The organism is Flagellimonas sp. 389 (assembly GCF_018449435.1).
Taxonomy (GTDB): Bacteria; Bacteroidota; Bacteroidia; order Flavobacteriales; family Flavobacteriaceae; genus Flagellimonas.
The window spans coordinates 194710-216030 of record NZ_JAHCMU010000001.1 but is presented as its reverse complement, the minus strand read 5'-3'; the positions used below and the strand labels follow the sequence as shown (position 1 = coordinate 216030).

Sequence of the window (21321 nt, the reverse complement as noted above, 5' to 3'; positions counted from 1 at the left end):
TTTAACCCATTGAATAGATAAATGCATTCTTTATTAAAAAAACAAATGAAAAAGCTTCTCTCCAAAGACCTAAAAGAACATCCGGGAATGGAAGCATTTATCGATGCAGTTAGCCAATCATATGCGCAGTATGATGAACGATTGAGCAAAGAAGCCAAAAGCCAACATGAAATAGCTGAAACATTAAAAAAAGCAATTGTAACGATACAGCATAAGAAGAATGGGAAAATCAAAATAGAACAGGATCTTGATATTAAAAAACTTGTTACGGATATAGAAAAACAAACCTACAAGGTAGCAAAGGTCACGGCAGAAAAAGATGCACTAGTAAAAAATCTTGAACAGCAGAACGAATCCCTGAACAATTATGCGCATATGGTCTCACATGATTTAAAATCTCCAATACGAAATGTGCACTCGTTGGTAAGCTGGGTTTTTGAAGACGCCCAAAATGAATTCAAAGAGCACCATAGTGAAAATGTGCAGCTTATTTTTAAGAACCTGACTAAAATGGATAGCTTGATAGATGGTATTTTGAGGCACTCAACAATAGATTCCATTGAGGAAAGTGCCAAGGTAATCGACCTAAATCATTTGATGGATGAGATACAAGAGACCATCTTCGTGCCAAAGAACATATCCATAAAGAAAAGTAAGGATCTGCCCAAGTTGTATACAGGGAAATACAGACTGGAACAGCTATTCAAAAATCTTATTACCAATGCCATAGCTGCCACGGAAGACCGCAAATACGGACAAGTGATCATAGATGTCAAAGAACAAGATGACGGATGGTTGTTCAGTGTAACCGATAATGGTAAGGGAATACCAAAACACTTGCAGGCCGGAATTTTTAACATGTTCAAAAAACTGGAAAACAATGCCGATACAACTGGTATTGGACTGGCTCTGGTTAAGAAAATAATCAATTATTACAAAGGTGATATCTGGCTCTCCTCAAAAGAAGGAATGGGCAGTACGTTCTTTTTTACTATTAAAAACCCCCATAATGACTGAACAACCCAACCTTGACTATATAAAAGAAATCTCTGGAGGAAACGAAGAGTTTGAAAAGAAATTTTTGACCATTATACAAACAGAGTTTCCAAAAGAGAAGCAGGAATATCTAGATTTTTTAAAAGTGGACAATCTAGAAGAATCTGCAAAAATCATACATAAGATAAAACACAAATTGGGTATTCTAGGACTTAACACTAGCTATAGATTAGCAGTAAAGTATGAAGAAGACCTAAAGCGTGGAGATATACAACTCAAAGAAGAGTTTGACGAAGTATTACAAGTAGTTGAAGATTTTGTTTTAAAACTGGCGTAAGGTGAAATGTATAATTGTAGATGACGAAGCAAGTGCAAGGGCCATAGTTACGGCTCTTTGTAAAACAATTCCAAAAATGGAAGTTGTTGCTGAACTCCCAAATGCTTTAGAGGCCTTAAAGTTCTTAAAGCATACACAGGTAGATTTAATTTTTCTGGATATTCATATGCCAAAACTTACTGGCGTCGATTTTATCGAGACCGTTAACGATCCACCTAAAATCGTACTTACAACATCCGATAAAGATTTTGCTATCGAAGCCTATGGGTATGAGTTCATCGTAGACTATTTGGTAAAGCCCATAACCTATGAACGGTTTCAAAAATGCGCCGTTAAATTGGAAAATGCCCTTAAAAAATCCAAACAGGAACAATTGGAAATTAATGCTGCTCAAAGCGAAGAAGAAGATTTGTTCATAAATATAGACAGACGACTTATCAAATTAAAATTTAAGGACATTCTATTGATAGAGGCCAAAGGAGATTACATAGAAATACTGGCCCAGAACAAACGCTTTAGAGTGCACTCTACACTTAAAAAGATAAAAGAGAAACTGCCAGAATCAAGATTTCTTCAAATTCATCGATCTTATATCATCAATTTTACACAGATAATCGACATACAGGATAACAGTGTTCTCATAGAAAAAAGTGTAATACCCATTAGCAGGTCTAACAGACCAGAATTGATGCAACGCCTTAACCTTTTATAGAAAGAAAGAAAAATACTACAATATTTTGATTCTTACACGTTAGTATAGATAGACGCTTTTTGAAAATGCTAAAAAGATATTGGTAACATATTAACCTACTTAGCATATGTCATTAGAAATAAAGGAAAACAGAGGGATTTTTGAAATTTTTGGTAAAGTGACCACACAGCATATAGGTGCTCTCAATTCTTATTTTGATTCAATTCTAGAAAAACACGAGAGTATTGTAATCAGTCTGGAAAATATAACGCTCTTAGATTCCGCGGCAGCCCACTTCTTTGAAAAACTTTACTTAAAGTCGGTAAAACAGAACAAAGTCGTTTCGTTGATCGGTAGACAAAATATGAATATTCAAGAGATAATGAATATTACACAAACCAATTATATTCTTAGTAAGGATCGCGTATAATATTATAATCTTCCAAAACTCAAAAATGAAAGTAACTGCGTATAGCCCTTATTTTGGAATTGAACCAAAACACTTGAATGATACTGATTTCAATAAACTGATTTCATATTTTGAGTTATTGGATGCTGTACAAAAACCAACGGTAAGCTTGGTAGTGCCCGTCTATAGGGCAAAGGAAACATTAGTAGCACATATACTTTCCTTGGCTAATCTAAAGACCATCATTCCCTACGAAGTTATATTCGTGGAAAACAATGCAGATAAGGAAACTTTGTCAATTTTAGAACAGCTCGGCGCCAAGGTTATAAGCCAAGAAAAACAAGGAATAACGTTTGCACGACAGAAAGGATTGGAAGAAGCCAAAGGTGAGATCATTTGCAGTATGGATCCAGATTCTATCTATGACCCCTACTATATAGATAAAATGGTACTTCCATTTTTCAGGAACAAAAATCTGGTGCTATGCTACTCCGTATCCAAAAGCTATGAAAATGATTTTCAGTTATCCCTAAGAATGAAACTTAGGAACTCTTTGAAGAACTTCTATTTTAGATGGAAGTTATCACAAGGATTTGTGTTGAAAATAAAACATATAAGGGCGGTATGTATGGCCATGAGAAGAGATGCCGTTCTTCCTATAGGATATGAAACAGATTTACGTGCAGTATCTGGTTGCGATGATGGGATGTTGGCCATAAAACTGTACCAATCAGGTCAATTCCAATTTGTACCGGTAGATGTTTATACCGCTTTGCCTCCTAAAAGAGAACCTGCAAAACCGTTTCCATTTTGCAATCTAAAATACATGCCGAGTAAAAAAGCAATACAAAAAACTTATGAGGAACTTCAAGTTGAAGGAGTATCCGAATAGATTTTTTAGTAGCTGGGCATAACGATCATTTCTTTCTGCTACAAGAGTACTTTCCATACACCTTGATTGGAAAGTTACAATGTATACATTCCTTTTAAAAGGGTACTTGCACCTTGGTTTTTAGCAAACAATCATACACAACTCTTCTTGCAAGGCATTACTTACAATAAACAACAACTTACAACACCCTCCTCTTGTTTTACAACAATGAATTATTAATACGTAATATTTAACCTACTTTTCGGATATGTTTAAGATTACAATACTTTAAAAGAAATATATATGAAAATACTGGTAGTAGACGATAAACAATCACTAAGTGATTTGGTATCACAATTTCTGGGTCAATCATATGATGTAACTACGATGGAAGATGGTTTGGCCGCATTGTCATGGATGCAAGAAGGAAACATTCCGGATCTAATAATCACAGATTTGGAGATGCCCAACATGGATGGTTTTGAACTCATTAAAAAAGTAAAGGAAAGCGGTTACTTCTCCAACATCCCAATTATTGTATTGAGCTGTAGGGACAGTAGTGCAGATCGCATTCAATGCCTAAAATTAGGAGCTGATGACTATCTGGTAAAACCTTTTAATCCAGAAGAGCTTTTAATACGTGTAGAAAAACTGCTTATACGAGCTTAATATTATGGAAGTTGTATCTGATAAAAAACTTTGTCTTCTTTACGTGGGAGCAAACCAGAAAATGGTCGATCAATTTTTGGAATGCAGTGATAAAGTAGATTTTCATGTAGCCAAGAATGCTGTTTTGGCAATAAATTGGTTAGAGAAAAACAAAGAAGTGGATGCCGTTATTTGTGAGAAACAGATTCCAGGGCAGTCAGGTATAGCATTTCACAACGCGTTACGTGAAAAATTTGTGGAGCAGCCTTCCATTCCATTTATTCTTGTGGCCGAAAATCGCGACAAGACAGACTTGTCCGAGGCCGTTAAAAATGGAATAGATGATTTTTACGTACAACCGATTTCTACTTCAAATATTTTGGATAGGGTCCAGTTTTTAAAAGAACTTAAGGCCAACCTTAACAAAGAGAAAATCTTGATTCCAAAAGGGTCGATAAAGGAATACAAGATAGGTTTTTGGAAACGGACCTTCGACATTGCCGTAGCAGGGACTGCACTACTTCTAGGGTCTCCTTTTTTGTTATTGTTCATTATAGCGATTCGATTAGAGTCAAAAGGAAAGGTCTACTATATTTCAAAAAGGGTGGGAACGGGATATAAGATTTTCGATTTCTACAAACTACGGTCCATGTACCCCGATGCAGATAAACGGCTAAAAGAATTTCAGCATCTAAACCAATATGTACATGAAGATGAGGTCCAATCCGAAGCAGCAAATATAGCTGAGAGCAATTATGAATTCAAAGGGACGGTGCTTTTTGGCGATGATACCGAAGTGGATGAAAATCTTCACAACAACAAGAGAAAAGAAAATGCTAAAAGTGCTTTCGTAAAATTTGACAATGACCCTAGAATAACCAAGGTGGGAAAAATCATTAGAAAACTTAGTATTGATGAACTACCACAATTGATAAACGTGTTAAAAGGAGATATGTCCATTGTAGGTAACAGACCACTGCCTTTATACGAAGCAGAAATGTTAACGACAGACGAATGGACAGATAGGTTTAATGGACCTGCGGGAATAACAGGCCTGTGGCAAGTTGAAGCTAGGGGCAGGAGTTCTAAAATGTCGCCTGAAGAACGAAAAACATTGGACATAAAATATGTGGAATACGCGAATAGCAAAAATGCTTTTTTGATAGATATGTGGATAGTACTTAGAACATTCAGGGCGGTATTTCAAAAAGAGAATGTATAATGCGAAGGAGTAAGTTCATCTTTACATTGGCAGTGTTACTTTGCGGTTTTTCATATAGTCAAGCCATAAATGATTTTATTGAAAAAGGGCTTAAGGAGAATGACATCAGTAAAAGCTTACCTTCCATAGACAGCCTTATAGCAATGGCCAAGGATTATTCCCCTTTTATAAAGGTTACCGTATCAGAGCAGGAATATAGGGATGGAGTCGTATCCGCAGAGCAAAGGGCTTGGTTGGAATACATAAATCTTGAAGCAGGTTATAACTATGGCATCTTTGACAACCTTAGCAACCAGCAAATTGCAGGCGATCCTCAAAGTCAAACCCTTTTCTCCACAGAACAAAGTAGGTATAATGTTGGGGTCTCACTGCGTATGCCCTTATCTGCATTGGTCAATAGAAAGGCGAGGATAAAAAGTGCAAAAGGGGAAGCGAAAAAGGCACGATTTGAGACTCAGGTAGCTGAGGTGGAATTGGAGCAAAAAGTGGTGGAGTTGTACAATGACTTGCTCAAAACACATCGACTCTTTTTTATTTCAGGTTCTATTGTGGATAATTTCAGGGTTCAATCCATACGTGCCGAGAAGGATTTTGCAAGCGGTATTATAAACGTTACCGAATATACCCGTTTACAGCAGATGATGAACCAGGCGACCATGAACTTTGAACTACAGCGTTCAGAGTTTATTTCTTCGGTAATGGCATTGGAGAGTGTTATTGGAGCAGATTTGAATATTTAATAATGAAGTTTAACCTCTTATTTTTTGTTCGCCTTTTATTAAGGCATGCAGGCTTATTGATTGCTATGCCAATCATTCTGGCTTCCCTGGTATTTTATTTGACACAAGACGAACCAAAGGTCTATAATTCCAAAGCGCGTGTATATACAGGTATAGCAACAGGGTCTAATATAGAGCTGGAAAACACGAAAATAGATTTTAGGGCCACCAATACGGCCTATGATAATTTGCTCAACCTTATCAAGGCAAGAACGACAATAGAAATTGTAGGACTAAAATTGTTTACCCAACATATGGTGTTGGACAGTGCGGACATTAAAATTATTTCGAGGGAAAAATATCAAAGATTGATGGAATCCGTTCCCGAAGAAGTGAAAGATTTAGTGGTCAAGGGCGATGTCGAAAAGACTTTTGAAAACTTTGTAAAACTGAAGGAGTCCAATCATACCAATTACATCTATCAGCTTATTAATCTTGACCATCCAGATTATAGCATTGAAAAAATCAATGGTCGTGTTGGATTAAGGCGAATTTCAAACAGTGATTTTGTGGATATCGAATTTGAATCCGAAGATCCAGGAATATGCCAAAATACCTTACTCATTCTATGTGAAGTCTTTGTGGAGCTTAATGCGGATATAAAGGTCAATCAGTCTGATGCCGTTGTAAAATACTTTCAAGGTCAATTGGGAAAATCCACGATTAGTTTGAGAGGGGCAGAAGATGAGCTGCTACAATTTAACCAAAGCAATAACATTATCAATTACTACGAGCAGACCAAACATATAGCTGCGGAGAAGGAGGAATTTGAGATAAAGTATTTAGAGGTGTTTAGACAGCACAATGCAGCTAAGGCAGTTCTGGATATTTTAGAATCAAAACTAAAAACGCATGAACTAAAGCGAGTGTCCAGTGAGCGTGTAATGGGATTGCGGAAAGAATTATCTAGCCTAAGTTTTGATGTATCCATGTTGACATTGGGAATAGAAGCCGATTCCACTATCCAAAATAAAAAGGCGAAAGAAGCGGCCCTAAAAATGAAAAGGATAGCCGAAATAGAGCAACAAATGGTTGAAAACATAGATACTATCTACGTTACGGATTATGACAATAAAAGTTTGGCATCGACCAGTGTTTTAGCAGATTGGTTGCAAAACACAATAGGATACGAAGGAACTAAGGCGCAATTAAAAGTCATGGACGAAAAGCGCAAAGAGTTTGAAAAATTATATCAAGAGTTTTCCCCTTTAGGGGCTACAATGAAGCGTTTGGAGCGTAAAATAGATATAGCCGAGCGGGAATATTTGAGTCTGTTGCATAGTCTAGGGCTGGCAAAACTAAGGCAACAAAATGTGGAGCTCAAATCCAATATTAAACTTACTGAAGTTCCATTTTTTCCTATAAGTCCAAAACCAAGTAAACGAATGCTTCTCGTCATTGTGGCGGGAATGGTAGGTTTTGTTTTGGTAGCAGCAACGATACTTGTCCTGGAACTTTTGGACGGAAACATCAATACGGCAACACGTGCCGCAGATAAGATAGAATTAAAGGTTTCATCAATCTTTCCGGTCATCAGCGATAAAAACAATAAAATAGACTACGAGTACCTCCAAAATAAAGCTGTTAATGCAATTTCCAGGAATATTATTCTGAATCAGTATAAGAAAGAAAAGGAAAGTGAGCCAGTAATCAATATGCTTTTTTCAACGCAGGAGAATGAAGGGAAAACGTTTATTTGCAAACATTTGATCGCTAAATTGTGCGAGCTCGATTATAGAACATTACATGTTACCTATGATGATGAGGATTTGGGATTGATGGGCGAATGCTACCATAAAATCCTTTATGGCGTGAGCGATCAGCTTTATAAGATTTCCAATGTCCAAGATTTTGATGTTGACAAAAGCATCGAAGACTTTAGCAGTTTTGACTTTATCATATTGGAAATCCCAAGTATTATAAAAAACCCTTTTCCTGTAAAACTGGCTTCTACCATGGATTATATGTTTTTGGTGACAAGAGCAAATAGGGCATGGGGAGAAGCTGATAAGAATGCATTAAATCTTTTCAAAGAGGCAACTACAGGACCCGAACCGACCATTATTCTCAATGGAGTAAAAGTGTTGGAAATGGAAACCGTTGTAGGGGAACTTCCTAAGAAAAGATCGTTGATTCGTAGCTGGATCAAAAAGATGGTACAGTTTCGTTTTTTTAATAAAAAATCCGTGGCCTAATGTTGGGAAGATTGAAACATATTGGCAAAGAAAAGAATCTATCCTCCTTAATGGCCAACGTGAGCGTTGCGTTTTTAGGATTGTTGAGTTTTATGCTATTGACCCGGCAATTGAACAAAGAACTGTTTGGAGAGTGGGTATTATTTATAACCTTGGCCACCTTTGTAGATCTCTTACGTTTTGGATTGACCCGAACATCTTCTGTGCGATTACTTTCCGGAGCCGACACTAACAAACGCAAAACAATACTCGCGGCAACCTTCAAAATAAATCTTGTCCTTTTAGGAATATTGACATTTTTATGCTGGTCAATTTTGGGAATTTTTGAGTTCAATGGTATCGAAGTAAACAATGGCTACGGATTATTTCTTTTATACTATCCTTTTTTGGCGCTCTCCAATCTAAGTTGGAACAATGCAATGGCCCTCTTTCAGTCAGAGCAAAATTTCAAGCGGATGATGTTGGTAAGGCTTTCCAATGTAGGACTGTTTTGCCTTTTTCTTGTTTTAAATCAATTCTGGCTGAATCTTGGACTTTTGGAAATTGTTTGGATAAATATTTTGGTCAACGCCATTTCGAGTATTTGGTGTTCCGTTAAATATTGGGATGGATTATGTTATGTGGGACAGACTAAAAAATCCATTGAAAAAGAATTGGTGAATTTTGGAAAGTACTCCATGGGAACTTTGGTGAGTTCTAGTCTTTTAAAAAGTTCGGATACGTTTATCATTGGAATGAGTCCATTTTTAGGTTCTGCCGGTATCGCCATGTATGCCATTCCGTTAAAGTTGACGGATCTTTTGGGAATACCTTTGCACAGCTTTGCCATGACTGCATATCCCAGAATGTCCAAAAAGTCCATAGAAGGGGATTTGGGTGGAGTAAAGAAGATTTTCTATTCGTATGTGGGCATTATTACGCTATTATTTTTTCCTGTGGCCTTAGTAAGTTTTGCATTTGCTGAATATATGGTTCTCTTCCTTGGAGGAAAGGAATATATGGATTCATTGCCCTTACTTACTTTAATTTTCAGGGTATTTACGGTATATATTATGCTCTTGCCCATAGATCGTTTTACAGGGGTGTTACTGGATAGTATCAACCGACCCAAACTTAATTTGTACAAGGTATTGGTAATGACTTTTGCCAATATTGTTTTAAACATATTGGCCGTGTTCGTATTTAAAAGCTTGGTGGCCGTGGCAATAGGTACGGTACTTTTTACAGCAGTGGGAATATTTCTTGGGTTCTATTATTTAAAAAGAGAAATTCAAATTAAAAGCACGCAAATAGTTTCTGAAAGTTTATCATTTCTCAAAAACCTAAAAACGCATTTGGGCTAATGAATCCGTTCAATAAAACATATGGATCGGACTACTTAAAAAAACCACTTCCTGTTTTGGTGCTCTTATCAGTAGTAATTACTACGGCTCACCTTACAGCGACAAAAGGACTAGTGGCAGGTATTGGGGTAATGGTTCTTCCATTTGCAATAGTGTATTTGGGCGCCCTCTTTGTAAACCCAAGAATAGGAGTGATAACCGTACTCATTTTCAATTTTTTTGTATTGGGCATAGGAAGATATGTGCCAATGACATGGGGATTGCTCATGGACGGTCTAATGGTGCTCATGTATCTCGCTCTTTTTTTTAAGGCTTTCAGAATAAAAGTGCCTTGGAGCAGAGCGAGTTCCCAACTTACCGTTTTAGCATCGCTTTGGTTTGGGTATGCCATTTTTCAGATTGTTAATCCAGAGGCTGTTAGTGTGGCCGCTTGGTTTTATGCCATGCGGGGGTTGTCGTTGTACATGTGGTTGTTTATACCGCTTGTTTTTATTCTTTTCAACAAACCAAAAGACCTCCAGTTGTTTTTTATTATTTGGGGCGTTTTGTCGCTTTTGGCAACTACCAAGGGTATGCAACAATTAATTTTTGGTGTTGATCCCTTTGAACAGGCATGGTTGGATGCTGGTGGCAATGTTACCCATATACTCTTTGGAAAACTCAGGATATTTTCCTTTTACTCGGATGCAGGTCAGTTTGGTGCTGCACAGGGCCATACAGGTGTTGTTTTCGGTGTACTTACCTTATTTGCAAAAAACAGAAGATTTCAGATTTTTTGCGTAATAGTTTGTTTGGCAGGTCTTTTAGGTATGATGATTTCTGGAACTCGTGGAGCAATTGCTGTTCCCGCTGCCGGCGGTGTGATGTTCCTGATCATTCGAAAACATATTCCAAGCATAGTCCTCGGAGCGCTCGTGGGAATAAGCGTTTTTGTTTTCTTTAAATATACCACTATAGGTAACGATAACGATCAAATAAGAAGAATGCGAACTGCGTTCGACCCTAACGATGCCTCGTTACAAGTACGATTGGAGAACCAGGCCAAGTTAAAAGGATATCTGGCTTCTAGACCTTTTGGAGGTGGTATAGGCTCTACAGGGAACTGGGGGAAACGTTTTTCGCCAAATACTTTTCTGGCGAACACAGCAACAGATAGTTGGTTTGTGGCAGTATGGGCGGACACAGGTATCGTAGGTCTCTATTTACATTTGTTCATACTCTTTTTTGTACTGATTACCGGCGCCTACAATGTAATGTACAAAATACGGGACGGCTGGCTAAAAGGACAGATTGCAGCGTTGGTATGCGGTATGTTTGGCATTATGGCGGCTTCCTACGGAAATGGGATTTTTGGACAGTTTCCAACCTGTATATTGATGTATGCAGGGATGGTGTTCATGTTCATAGCTCCAAAACTGGACAAGAAGATCATGGAAGAAAAAGAAGCTGAATTGGAATTGAAAGCAACATCCTGAAATAACCCACAAAAAACATGAAACCACTCGTATCAATAATAACCATTAATTATAATGAATCCGAAGTCACTTTGGATTTATTGCAATCTATTAGAACGCTTACCTATCCAAATTATGAAATCATTGTGGTCGATAACGCTTCGCCAAATGACAATCCAGATAAGATAAAAGAAAAATACCCAGAAATAACCCTAATCAAGAGCAAGGAAAATCTGGGTTTCGCAGGAGGCAACAATCTTGGGGTTAAACAAGCAAAAGGTGATTACTTGTTATTTATAAATAATGATACCATTGTTCCAAAAGATTTTATCGAATCCTTGGTACAAACACTTCAAGATGATGAGACTATTGGAATGGTAAGCCCAAAAATTAAGTTCCATTGGGATCCTACACTTATTCAGTATGCCGGTTATACGCCCATGAGTCATTGGACAATTAGGAATAACAGTATTGGATACCATCAAAAAGATAATGGAGATTTTGATGCTGAGGGAGAAACACAGTCCATACACGGAGCGGCAATGATGGTTCCAAAAAGTATTGTGGAAAAAGTAGGTATGATGACCGAAATTTACTTTCTGTATTACGAAGAACACGATTGGGCCGAAATGATAAAACGGGCAGGCTATAAAATATACTACCAACCAAAATCATATATACTGCATAAAGAATCGGTTTCAACCGGAAAGTTCAGTCCATTGAAGACCTATTATATTTCCCGAAACAGGATTCTCTTCGCCAGAAGAAATTTTAAGCCGTTTCAACTATGGATAAGTTTACTGTTTCAATGCTTTGTTTCCATTCCCAAAAACAGTTTCATGTTTATTGTAAAACGCCAAAATGAGCACTTAAAAGCGTTCTGGAAGGCAATTTTTTGGAATTTGAAAAACAGTGCTACAATTGGATGATAATACGACTTGCAGATTGAGTTAATTGATTTTAGGGTATTCTTACCACCTAGATTCTAACTAGTTGACAACACCAAGAAAGTATTTCACAACAATTAATTTTCTTTCCATAAATGTAAGGTAATATTTACAAAATCATTAAACCTACTAGAATGATTAAATCCTTCAAGTTTTCAATTATCCTATGTCATTGTGCTTGCGTCAGCGAAAATGACCTTGATTCGCTAGTTGAAGATTCAACAACAATGGATGAGAATAATTCATTCGAGGTTAATGATTATCTGGAACAAATCAAACTTAATATACTTTAAAATTATGAATATAACAGTAATAGGTACAGGCTACGTTGGCTTGGTAACCGGTACCTGCTTTGCAGAGACGGGAATCAACGTTGTTTGCGTGGACATTGATGAAAAGAAAATTGAAAAACTGCGCAATGGTGAAGTTCCCATTTATGAACCGGGCCTAGATAGCCTTTTGGAACGCAACTTGGACAAGGGCAGGATTTCTTTTACAACAAGTTTGGAAAAAGGAATAAAGAATAGCGATGCCATCTTTATAGCTGTGGGAACACCGCCAGATGAGGATGGTAGTGCAGATTTAAAATATGTACTGGGTGTTGCCAGGGAAATAGGGCAACATATGGAAGATTATAAGGTAATTATTACTAAAAGTACTGTTCCCGTAGGAACTTCTTACAAGGTAAAAGCTGCCGTTGAAGAGGAATTGGTAAAAAGAGATGCTAACCTTTCGTTTGACGTGGCATCCAATCCAGAATTTTTAAAAGAAGGTAGCGCCGTAGATGATTTTTTAAAGCCAGACCGCATCGTAGTAGGAATTGAAAGCAAGCGTGCCGAAAAAGTGATGCGTAGATTGTACAAGCCTTATTTAATGAACGGACACCCACTATTGTTCATGGATATTTTCTCTTCGGAAATGACCAAATACGCGGCCAATTCCATGCTGGCGACAAAAATTAGTTTTATGAACGACATTGCCAATCTATGTGAGCTTGTGGGAGCTAATGTGGATTTGGTAAGAAAAGGAATAGGTTCCGATTCTAGAATAGGAAATAAATTCATTTACCCCGGAACTGGTTATGGGGGCAGTTGCTTTCCAAAAGACGTTCAGGCACTGGTACGAACAGCAGATGAATATGGACATTCTTTGGAAGTATTGAAAGCTGTGGAAAGTGTCAACTACCGTCAAAAATCAGTTTTGGTGGAAAAAATAAAAAGTCATTTTGGAAAGAATCTTAAAGGCAAGCAATTTGGACTTTGGGGATTGGCATTTAAGCCAAAAACGGATGACATGAGGGAAGCTCCATCATTGGTGATTATAGAACAATTGAAAGCCCTTGGTGCTACGGTAAGAGCTTATGACCCGGTTGCGATGGAAGAGACCAAACGGATTTTAGGTGATAGTATCGAATATGCCAAAGATGAATACGACGCCATTATTGATGCCGATGCACTCATCTTGGTGACCGAGTGGTCTGAATTTAAAATGCCCAACTTTAGAATATTGGAAAAGCTCATGAACAGCAAAACCATATTCGATGGTCGAAATGTATACGATCCAGAAGAATTAAAAGAACAAGAGTTCACCTATTACAGCATTGGTAGGGAAGTTGTGAAAAGCACAGAAATAGAAACCGTAAACCTTTAAACAAGATTATGAAACGAATATTGGTAACAGGGGGTGCAGGTTTTGTGGGCTCCCATTTATGTGAAAGACTCCTAAACGAAGGCAATGAAGTGGTGAGCATGGACAACTATTTTACTGGAAGGAAAAGTAAAATAGTACATTTAATGGACAACCCTTACTTTGAGGTAATCAGACATGATGTAACCTTGCCTTATTTTCTTGAGGTAGATGAAATTTATAATTTGGCATGTCCTGCCTCACCAGTACATTACCAACATAATCCGATTAAGACCATAAAAACATCGGTTTTGGGGGCAATCAATATGTTGGGATTGGCCAAACGGATTAAGGCAAAAATTCTTCAAGCTTCCACAAGTGAAGTCTATGGAGACCCAGAATTGCATCCCCAACCGGAGGACTATTGGGGTCATGTTAATCCTATAGGAGTTCGCTCATGTTATGATGAAGGCAAACGTTGTGCAGAGTCACTTTTTGTGAACTATCACAATTCCAATGATGTCTTGGTGAAGATTATAAGAATCTTCAATACCTACGGACCTCGTATGGAACCTGATGATGGAAGGGTAGTATCCAATTTTATTATACAAGCACTCCAAGGAAGGGACATTACCATTTTTGGGGATGGAACACAGACGAGAAGTTTTCAATATGTTAGTGATTTGGTAGATGGAATGATAAAAATGATGGATACCGAAGATGATTTTATTGGCCCCATCAACATTGGCAATCCAGGAGAATTCACCATGTTGGAACTAGCTGAGAATATTATTGACCTAACAGGTTCAAAATCTAGGATAATACACTTGCCCTTACCTGCCGATGATCCTATGCAACGAAAGCCGGATATCTCTTTGGCGCAAGAAAAACTGAAGGATTGGAAGCCAGAAATCGATTTGAGAACCGGTCTTGAAAAAACCATTGCCTACTTTGATAATCTGCTCAAAGAGCAATCTATTAAAGAATTGATAGAAGGATAATCACCGTAAAAAATAGATAAATGGATGTCATAAGAATTTTAATTCATGCTCTGGAAATCCTTTTATTTGGATATTTTGGATTTGCATCCATTTACATCTTTATTTTTTCGTTTGCAGGTCTTTTTAAACGTAAGAAACAAGACAAAAGTTCTAATAGACAACGAAGATTTGCTGTCCTGATTCCAGGATATAAAGAAGACAACGTAATTGTCGAAGTAGCTAAAAAGGCTCTTGAACAGAGCTATTCAAAGGAGTTTTTTGAAGTTATTATCATTGCCGATTCTTTTCAGAAAAGCACTTTGGAAGCGCTTGAAGAATTTCCTGTAAGTGTTGTTGAGGTCTCCTTTGAAAAAAGCACAAAATCCAAAGCCCTTAACCAGGCAATGAAGGTAATCGGTGATGAATATGATGTGGCCTTGGTTTTGGATGCCGATAACATTATGGAAGAGGATTTCATTGAAAAAATCAATGATGCCTTTGACGAAGGATATTCCGTGGTGCAAGGACATAGAATAGCCAAGAATACAAATACGCCTTTTGCGATTCTGGATGCCATAAGTGAAGAAATCAATAATCATATTTTTAGAAAAGGACACCGCGTATTAGGATTATCCTCTGCATTGATTGGTTCTGGGATGGCCTTTGACTACCATTTTTTTAAAAATACCATGGCCAATGTTAATGCAGTTGGCGGGTTTGATAAAGAATTGGAATTAAAATTATTAAAGGACGGAACAAAGATTGAGTATCTAGACGATGCTTTGGTCTTGGACGAGAAAGTCCAAAAATCAGAGGTGTTTTCCAATCAGCGCAAGCGTTGGCTTTCTGCACAGTTCATTTATTTTAGAAATTATTTTGCATCTGGTTTACAAGAGTTGTTTGTTCGGGGCAATGTGGATTTCTTTGACAAAGTCTATCAAATGGTATCGCCTCCAAGGGTATTATTGCTGGGATTGGTAGTGATTATCACCTTTTTGTACTTTATGACAACCTTGTTTTTCCCAATCAATTTCTTAATAATTCCCGCTATCTTTTGGTATGCTGTCCTGCTATTGACAGTAGTAGCATTTTCTTTCGCAGTACCCAAAAAGTTTTATAGCCTGCAAACGCTTAAAGCTTTGCTTACACTTCCAAAGGCATTTCTGCTCATGTTCCTATCACTGTTTAAATTGAAAGGTGCTAACAAAAAGTTTATTCACACGGAACATGGTACGATCAATAGTTAATAGCAACATATGAAGATAGGCATAGAAGGACAACGACTTTTTAGAAAAAAGAAACATGGCATGGACATGGTCGCTTTGGAGCTTATTAAAAATCTTCAAAAAATCGATGGTGAAAATGAGTATGTAATTTTTGTAAAACCAGATTTTGATGACACCTGTATTCCCAATGCACCTAATTTTAAAGTTGTAGAGCTAAATTCAAAATGGGGTTACCCGGGATGGGAACAAATTGCATTGCCCAAAGCGGCTTTTAAAGAGGGCTGTGATGTTTTGCATTGTACAAGTAATACAGGCCCTTTGTTTTCTAAAGTACCGCTAATTACCACCTTGCACGATATTATCTATTTAGAGAGCATAAGCGTATTAAAAAAAGGAGGAACATGGTATCAAAAACTGGGAAACATGTACCGAAGGTATTTTGTGCCACCAGTGATTAGAAAAAGCAAAAAGGTCATTACGGTCTCCAATTATGAGAAAGAGCGCATCAGTAATTACTTTGGTTTTAAGGACAACCGATTGACGGCCATATATAATGGTGTTGGTTCCCACTTTAAAAAAGTAACCGATCTAGATCAGTTAAAAACTATCCAGAACAAGTATGCGCTACCGGATAATTTCTTTTTCTTTCTAGGGAATACAGACCCCAAAAAAAATACCAAGGGCGTATTAAAAGCATTTTCAGAGTTCAATAAAATATATCCCAATCAGTACAAGTTGGTGATGTTGGATTACGATGAAGCCGAACTTCAAAAGCTTTTGGCTTCTATAGAAGTAGAGGAAATTAGACCATTGATTCATTTAACGGGATACGTTCCAAATACCGATTTGCCAGCTATTATAAGCCAATGCGCTATATTCCTGTATCCCTCCTTACGAGAAAGTTTTGGCATTCCAATTTTAGAAGGGATGGCCTGCGGAGTGCCGGTGATCACTTCAAATACGTCATCAATGCCAGAGGTGGCCGGAAAGGATACTGCTTTGATAATAGATCCCTTTAATCCAATAGAAATTACAACTGCGATGCAGACGTTGGTAGAGGATAAAATGTTGGCCCAAGTTTTGGTCGAAAAGGGCATCAAAAGAGCACAACACTTTTCATGGGAAACCATGGCGAAAAATGTTTTAGAACTGTATGAGGATGTCCATAACGAACTTAAAAACAGCTAACATGATCAAAGGTCAAGATATCATAGTTGTAGGGATACAAGCATGGGATATTGAAATTGGCAGTAACTGTAAAAATATTGCCACCGAGTTTGCCAAACAAAACCGAGTACTTTATGTAAATCCTCCATTGGACAGGGCAACATTAAAGCGGGAAAGGGCTACAGAAAAAGTTCAAAAGAGGATTAAAATAAAAAATGGGGAAGAAACAGGTCTTGTGCAAATTGGGGAAAACCTTTGGAACCTTTATCCCAAAACGTTAATAGAGTCTATTAATTGGATTTCCTTTCACTCCATATTTAAACTGCTTAATAAAAGAAATTCAAAGCTTTTTTCGAATGATATTATAGCTGCCATGCATCAGCTAAACTTTAAGGATGTATTCTTATTTAATGATAGTTCCATGTTTTTGGGGCTACATCTTAAAGAATACCTATCCCCTAAAAGTTACACGTATTACATGCGGGATTATTTGATTAAAGTGCCCTATTGGGGAAAGCATGGAGAGCGTATAGAACCACAACTTATCGAACAGGCCGATACCGTTGTAAACAATTCTACACTCTATACGGAGTATGGCTCTAAATTCAATCCCAATAGTTTTATGGTGGGGCAGGGTTGCGATGTGTCCTTGTTCAATGATGAAAACGATACGATACCTGTACCCAAAGAATTTGAATCCATTCCAAGGCCCATTATGGGTTATGTAGGATATTTAACAAGTATGCGATTGGACATTGAACTTTTGGAATATATGGCCAAAACAAGAAGAAACTGGAGTATTGTTTTGGTAGGGCCCGAGGATGAAGACTTTAAACAATCAAAATTGCATGGGTTGAAGAACGTATTCTTTCTAGGAAGCAAAGATGCTTCCGAACTACCCGCTTATGTTAAAGGGTTTGATGTTGCCATGAACCCGCAAGTAGTAAACGATTGGACCATAGGGAACTATCCTAGAAAAATTGATGAGTATTTGGCGATGGGAAAACCTACCCTGGCTACGAAAACGAAGGCCATGGAAATGTTTGAAGAACACGTCTATTTAGGAAGCACTAAAGAAGAATACATTCAATTGGCAGAAAGGGCTTTGGCAGAAAATAATTCAGAATTAGTTGAAGAACGAATAGCATTTGCGAAGAGCCATACGTGGGAGAATAATGTTAAGGCCATTTATGATGCCATTAAAAAATCAGCATAAATCAAAAGTTATGGACGTAAAGGATAGAATTAGAGGCAGTGAGAGACTTAAAAAATTTATCTACTGGCTATTGGTGCCTAAAAATCAGGCAAGACCTCGTTTATGGGTAAAATGGTTTGTAAATCCTTTCTATCATAAAAAAGGAAGAGGCGCTACCATTTGTCGAAGGACCCGCATGGATGTATTGCCGTGGAACATTTTTGAATTAGGTACAAATTCCACAATAGAAGATTTCTCTACTGTGAACAATGGCGTAGGTGCCGTTAGAATAGGTAGCAGAACCAGGATAGGTCTCGGTAATACGATTATAGGTCCCGTAACCATAGGGAACGACGTTAGATTGGCACAAAATGTAGTGCTTTCAGGACTTAATCATAACTACGAAGATGTTTCAATGCCCATTCATGAACAAGGGGTTTCCACAGCGATAATTACGGTAGAAGAAGAAACTTGGATAGGGGCAAACTGTGTAGTTGTAGCAGGTGTTACTATAGGGAAACACTGTATTATTGCCGGCGGAAGCGTGGTCACCAAAGATATTCCAGCGTATTCTGTGGCTGTTGGGAACCCGGCAAGGGTGGTTAAAACATACAATCACGATACTGGCGAATGGCAGAGAGCGGTAAACAAGAATTTGATCGCAGTATAGTTGGGTCATGAATTAAAAAAGTAATAATGGAGTTTTTAAAAGTATTTTTCTGGGTTTCACTTTTTATCATTTTTTATGCTTATTTGGGGTATGGAATACTACTGTTCATTATCATTAAACTTAGAAGGATCTTTGGATTATCCAAAAAATTTGAAGGTAATGATGATTATGAACCCGAAGTAACGCTCTTTGTAAGCGCTTTTAATGAAAAGGATTATTTAGAGCAAAAAGTAAAAAATTCAAAAAGTCTTAATTACCCCCAAGATAAAGTAACCCAAATTTGGGTTACGGATGGATCTGATGACGGAACTCCAGATTTATTAAAGAAATATGATGGGGTTGAAGTATACCACAAAGATGGCAGAGCTGGGAAAATTGCTGCTATGAACCGAGGAGTGAAATTTGTAAAAACTCCAATAGTCATCTTTTCCGATGCCAATACAGACTTGGGCAAAGATTCCATACAAGAAATAGTACGCTTGTTCAGAAATCCAAAAGTAGGTTGTGTTTCTGGAGAAAAACGTATTTATTCCAAAGATGTTGATAGTGCTGCGGGTGCAGGAGAGGGGTTATATTGGAAATATGAATCGCAGCTAAAAAAATGGGATGCAGAACTATATTCCGTCGTTGGTGCGGCAGGAGAACTTTTTGCCATTAGAACGGCACTTTGGCAAGAAGTGGAAAAAGATACATTATTGGACGATTTTATGATCTCATTGCGTGTTGCCATGTCCGGTTATACCATTCAATATAATCCAGAGGCGTATGCCATAGAAACTGCTTCTGCCAATGTAAAGGAAGAACTAAAACGAAAAGTAAGGATTTCTGCCGGAGGCATACAATCTGTAGTCAGATTAAGGGCGTTGCTTAATTTCTTCAAATACGGAACATTATCTTTTCAATACATATCGCACCGTGTATTGCGTTGGACACTTTCCCCACTGTTACTTTTTTTGATTATTCCTATAAATTTTGTTTTGGCACAAAGTGAAGGGTTGTTCACATTTGGTTTGTTCAGTACATTATTTTGGGGACAAGTATTGTTCTACGCAGCAGCACTGTTAGGTTGGTTTCTGGAAAACAGACAAATTCGTCTAAAGGTTCTTTTTATACCGTACTACTTTTTTATCATGAACCTTTCTGTTTTTCTAGGCTTTGGAAGGTATATCAAGGGAAATCAATCTGTAAATTGGGAGCGCGCCAAGAGAAGTGCCCAGGCAGAAGCGGTTGCTTAACCCTGTTCTTCATAAAGGGGAAGGTCAAAATAAAATGTACTTCCTTTTCCAACTTCACTACGAATTCTCAGTGTCCCGTGATTTTTTTCCACAAAGCTTTGGCATAGCACAAGACCTAGACCAGTGCCAGGTTCTTTTTCCGTACCCAATTTGCTAAAGTGCTCATTTGGGTTTAGGATTTTATCAATGTCTTCTTTTGGAATTCCGTTGCCGTTGTCCTCAATTTCTATAACAACGTTGTCTTTGACCAATTTTGAATTGATTTTAATGATACCATCTACAGGCGTAAACTTTATGGCATTGGAAAGTATGTTTCGCAATACGGTCTTGATCATATTGTTATCCGAAAATGAGTGGATTTCTTCAGAAACGTTATTTTGTATTTTGATTCTTTTATGATCACTGCCCAATTTCAAAAGCCGAATGGTTTGGTCTACCAAATTGTTCAAGTTCAGTTTCTCTGGAATCATTTGAATCTGGTTGCTTTCAGATTTCGCCCAACCCAACAAGTTCTGAAGCAGGTTCAATGCTTCATCCATCGTTTTTAAAAGGTCAAAGACAGTTTCATCCAAGAAGTTCTCGTCCTTAGGGTTTATAATTCCCCGCATGATAAAGTCCATTTTTAATTTGGCTGCACTTAGTGGGGAACGTAGATCATGTCCAATAATGGAGAACATTCTATCTTTTAGTTCGTTGGATTGTTTTAGGTTTTTAGCTTGTTCTGCAATTTGGTTTTTGGCACGTATCAGTTCAACATGGGTTTGTATTCGTGCAATAAGTTCTTTCTCGTTAAAAGGTTTGGTCACATAATCCACTCCTCCAACCTCAAACCCTTTTATTTTATCCGTTACATTGACTTTTCCGGTTAGAAATATGATGGGAATATCCTTATAAGCAGGAATTTTTTTGACTTTTTCACACAGTTCAAAACCTTCAATTCTAGGCATGATAATATCGAGAAGGATAAGATCTGGCTTTCTTTTTTTAAGGCTTTCAAAGAAATAGTCGTCATCGCTGGTACCTTCAAATATGTAATTATTTCGCTCTAAAATAAACCGGAGCAGTTCTAAATTCAACTGCTCGTCATCTACAGCAAGGATATAGGGTTTTTCCGTAACTTGGTTTTTCATTTAAACTAGGGACGATTGTTTTTAAGAGTAGGAAAAAGTTTTTATTAAAATTAAGTATTTACTTTCAGATTGCTTCTAGAAAGGCCAATAAATTGGTTGGTGTTGTTTTAAAACCTATATTATGTGTTCTACCAACAAAAACCGACCGTTCACAACAATAATTGACCCAACCTAAAAAGTAAGATTATATTTACAAAGTA

Annotated in this window: 20 protein-coding genes; 19 read left to right on the top strand and 1 reads right to left on the bottom strand. The window is 37.5% G+C overall.

What is annotated here, in order from left to right:
• The first annotated feature begins 45 nt into the window (after positions 1 to 45).
• The 19 genes from KIM67_RS00955 to KIM67_RS00865 all read left to right on the top strand — a co-directional run bounded on the left by KIM67_RS00955 (position 46) and on the right by KIM67_RS00865 (position 19991).
• On the top strand, positions 46 to 1017 hold the full coding sequence (locus KIM67_RS00955) for an ATP-binding protein (protein WP_250149110.1): 972 nt from the start codon (positions 46 to 48) through the stop codon (positions 1015 to 1017).
• Positions 1010 to 1333 (top strand): Hpt domain-containing protein, encoded by a 324-nt coding sequence (locus KIM67_RS00950; protein WP_163416642.1) that lies wholly within the window; start codon positions 1010 to 1012, stop codon positions 1331 to 1333. The genes KIM67_RS00955 and KIM67_RS00950 overlap by 8 nt, the downstream gene beginning before the upstream one ends.
• 1 nt (position 1334) lies before the next feature.
• Positions 1335 to 2045 carry a LytTR family DNA-binding domain-containing protein gene (locus KIM67_RS00945; protein ID WP_213829503.1) on the top strand — a complete coding sequence of 237 codons (711 nt, stop codon included), beginning with the start codon at positions 1335 to 1337 and terminating at the stop codon, positions 2043 to 2045.
• 106 nt (positions 2046 to 2151) lie between these two features.
• The gene (locus KIM67_RS00940) at positions 2152 to 2454 is read left to right on the top strand and encodes an STAS domain-containing protein (protein WP_213829502.1); all 303 of its coding nucleotides are present in this window, start codon (positions 2152 to 2154) and stop codon (positions 2452 to 2454) included.
• A 25-nt stretch (positions 2455 to 2479) separates the two neighbouring features.
• Positions 2480 to 3325, top strand: coding sequence for a glycosyltransferase family 2 protein (locus tag KIM67_RS00935; RefSeq protein ID WP_213829501.1), 846 nt, complete (start codon positions 2480 to 2482; stop codon positions 3323 to 3325).
• A gap of 282 nt (positions 3326 to 3607) precedes the next feature.
• Positions 3608 to 3973, top strand: coding sequence for a response regulator transcription factor (locus KIM67_RS00930; protein WP_213829500.1), 366 nt, complete (start codon positions 3608 to 3610; stop codon positions 3971 to 3973).
• Positions 3974 to 3977: 4 nt separating this feature from the next.
• The gene (locus KIM67_RS00925) at positions 3978 to 5174 is read left to right on the top strand and encodes a sugar transferase (RefSeq protein ID WP_213829499.1); all 1197 of its coding nucleotides are present in this window, start codon (positions 3978 to 3980) and stop codon (positions 5172 to 5174) included.
• Complete coding sequence (locus KIM67_RS00920) at positions 5174 to 5914, top strand: TolC family protein (RefSeq protein ID WP_163416636.1); 741 nt, start codon at positions 5174 to 5176, stop codon at positions 5912 to 5914. Before KIM67_RS00925 ends, KIM67_RS00920 begins: the two co-directional genes overlap by 1 nt.
• Positions 5915 to 5979: 65 nt before the next feature.
• Entirely contained in the window at positions 5980 to 8148 is a 2169-nt protein-coding gene (locus KIM67_RS00915) for a hypothetical protein (protein WP_213829498.1), read from the top strand.
• Entirely contained in the window at positions 8148 to 9491 is a 1344-nt protein-coding gene (locus KIM67_RS00910; protein WP_213829497.1) for an oligosaccharide flippase family protein, read from the top strand. Before KIM67_RS00915 ends, KIM67_RS00910 begins: the two co-directional genes overlap by 1 nt.
• Positions 9491 to 10966, top strand: coding sequence for an O-antigen ligase (locus KIM67_RS00905; protein ID WP_213829496.1), 1476 nt, complete (start codon positions 9491 to 9493; stop codon positions 10964 to 10966). The genes KIM67_RS00910 and KIM67_RS00905 overlap by 1 nt, the downstream gene beginning before the upstream one ends.
• Before the next feature lie 17 nt (positions 10967 to 10983).
• Positions 10984 to 11874 (top strand): glycosyltransferase family 2 protein, encoded by an 891-nt coding sequence (locus tag KIM67_RS00900; protein WP_213829495.1) that lies wholly within the window; start codon positions 10984 to 10986, stop codon positions 11872 to 11874.
• 315 nt (positions 11875 to 12189) lie between these two features.
• Complete coding sequence (locus tag KIM67_RS00895) at positions 12190 to 13542, top strand: UDP-glucose/GDP-mannose dehydrogenase family protein (protein WP_213829494.1); 1353 nt, start codon at positions 12190 to 12192, stop codon at positions 13540 to 13542.
• Positions 13543 to 13550: 8 nt separating this feature from the next.
• Entirely contained in the window at positions 13551 to 14519 is a 969-nt protein-coding gene (locus KIM67_RS00890) for a UDP-glucuronic acid decarboxylase family protein (protein ID WP_213829493.1), read from the top strand.
• Positions 14520 to 14539: 20 nt separating this feature from the next.
• Positions 14540 to 15745, top strand: a complete 1206-nt coding sequence (locus tag KIM67_RS00885; protein ID WP_213829492.1) for a glycosyltransferase family 2 protein — start codon at positions 14540 to 14542, stop codon at positions 15743 to 15745.
• Positions 15746 to 15754: 9 nt separating this feature from the next.
• A complete protein-coding gene (locus KIM67_RS00880) occupies positions 15755 to 16912 on the top strand; it encodes a glycosyltransferase family 1 protein (protein ID WP_213829491.1) in 1158 nt (385 codons plus the stop codon).
• A gap of 1 nt (position 16913) precedes the next feature.
• Positions 16914 to 18107 (top strand): glycosyltransferase, encoded by a 1194-nt coding sequence (locus KIM67_RS00875; protein WP_213829490.1) that lies wholly within the window; start codon positions 16914 to 16916, stop codon positions 18105 to 18107.
• A gap of 10 nt (positions 18108 to 18117) precedes the next feature.
• A complete protein-coding gene (locus KIM67_RS18675; RefSeq protein ID WP_213829489.1) occupies positions 18118 to 18756 on the top strand; it encodes a DapH/DapD/GlmU-related protein in 639 nt (212 codons plus the stop codon).
• A gap of 26 nt (positions 18757 to 18782) precedes the next feature.
• Positions 18783 to 19991, top strand: a complete 1209-nt coding sequence (locus KIM67_RS00865; protein ID WP_213829488.1) for a glycosyltransferase family 2 protein — start codon at positions 18783 to 18785, stop codon at positions 19989 to 19991.
• Here the strand turns inward: KIM67_RS00865 and KIM67_RS00860 are convergent.
• Positions 19988 to 21121: a hybrid sensor histidine kinase/response regulator gene (locus tag KIM67_RS00860; RefSeq protein WP_213829487.1), complete on the bottom strand. Its 1134-nt coding sequence runs from the start codon at positions 21119 to 21121 to the stop codon at positions 19988 to 19990. The genes KIM67_RS00865 and KIM67_RS00860 overlap by 4 nt on opposite strands.
• Positions 21122 to 21321: the final 200 nt, after the last annotated feature.